This window comes from Brevibacterium sp. 239c (assembly GCF_900169365.1).
Classification (GTDB): domain Bacteria; phylum Actinomycetota; class Actinomycetes; order Actinomycetales; family Brevibacteriaceae; genus Brevibacterium.
Genome location: NZ_FXZH01000066.1, coordinates 1 through 1,174, shown reverse-complemented (window position 1 = coordinate 1,174; position 1,174 = coordinate 1). Strand labels below are relative to the sequence as shown.

The 1,174-nt window shown below is 57.6% G+C and carries 2 protein-coding genes; one reads left to right on the top strand and one right to left on the bottom strand.

Translation table 11 applies throughout. The annotated features are described in order from the left end of the window. Positions 1 to 113: 113 nt before the first annotated feature. Positions 114 to 440 (bottom strand): DUF2249 domain-containing protein, encoded by a 327-nt coding sequence (locus BSP239C_RS20395; protein WP_180959131.1) that lies wholly within the window; start codon positions 438 to 440, stop codon positions 114 to 116. A 115-nt stretch (positions 441 to 555) separates the two neighbouring features. Here BSP239C_RS20395 and BSP239C_RS20390 point away from each other — a divergent pair, with 115 nt between their 5' ends. Further along, positions 556 to 897, top strand: coding sequence for a cupin domain-containing protein (locus BSP239C_RS20390; RefSeq protein ID WP_101575107.1), 342 nt, complete (start codon positions 556 to 558; stop codon positions 895 to 897). Positions 898 to 1,174 lie beyond the last annotated feature (277 nt).

Here is a 1,174-nt window from a genome sequence, read left to right as displayed (position 1 = left end):
CGGGCTGCCCACCCTGAACGGTTCGGCTCTGGCAAGGTCCCAAAGGCACTCGACCTGCCTGAGACCGCCTGGATCAACAAACCCGAAGAATCAGTCGTCGATCAGCAAGCCGCCTAACTCCCTTTGGCCTCATTCACCTTGACAACTTCCGCCCCGCCGAGTTCACCTACATCAGCGAGGACGCGGGGGAGTGGTGTTCCTGCTCGCTTGCTGATGAGAACCCGAAATTCCTGGTCATCCGATGCCTGCGGTTCCCAGGCCAGCGCCTCAGCGTACTCGGCCTCCATCTCGATTTTGAGGTTCTTGGGTTCATGATCGTTGATGAGGATCAGTCCGGAACCGACATCGAGTTTCTGATAGGCGGCCATGACGAACGGGTGCCGTTCAGGTTTTGGTACCGTGCGCACGTCGATGATTTCGGGCGCGGTCTCATCTGTCATGGGAACCTCCACTGTTGGTCTGAAACTGATCAACTTCAAGTTAGCATCAGGGTGACGGCGGGAATGAAATATGGTTTCACGCCCTCGTGAACTCGACATTAGGACAGGAGATACGATGACGGACAATTCCCAGACTCAAAACCTTGGTGAGCTGACGAGCGAACTTCTGGAAAAGGCGCGTGGTACAAACAGCGGGCGGGCTGCCCACGGTGTCTACAGCGGGCGTTATCTCAAACAAGCGCTGCTGACCTTGACGGCAGGGACCAAGATGGCCGAACACGATTCTCCGCCGGAGGCGACGCTGCAGGTGCTGCAGGGACGTGTGGCATTGTCCTCAGCCGAGGAGTCGTGGGAGCTCAGCGCCGGTGATCTCATGACGATACCTCCGGAGAGGCACTCCGTGCAGGCGCACGAGGATTCCGCCTTCCTGCTGACCATTCGAACCGATGTGAGCTGAGCGCTCAGGCGTCCAGCAGTGATGTTTTGCTCTGGGCCTGACCTGGGGTGACCCAGCCTGGCGGCACGGGAGACAATAAAAATGTGCCGCGACATCGAGTGAACGATGTCGCGACACATTACATGGTCGGGATAGCGGTGTCTGGTTGCCCGACATCGTTCACTCCTGTCTCACGACATCGATCACTGACTGTGTCACGACATCATGCACACCCTGTGTCGCGACATCCTTCACCACCTGTCTCACGACATCGTTCACACATGAAGGACACAAACAG

Excerpts from the sequence above, each read along its gene's own strand:
- BSP239C_RS20395 (WP_180959131.1), bottom strand. The coding sequence starts at position 440 with ATGACAGATGAGACCGCGCCCGAAATCATCGACGTGCGCACGGTACCA.
- BSP239C_RS20390 (WP_101575107.1), top strand. The coding sequence starts at position 556 with ATGACGGACAATTCCCAGACTCAAAACCTTGGTGAGCTGACGAGCGAA.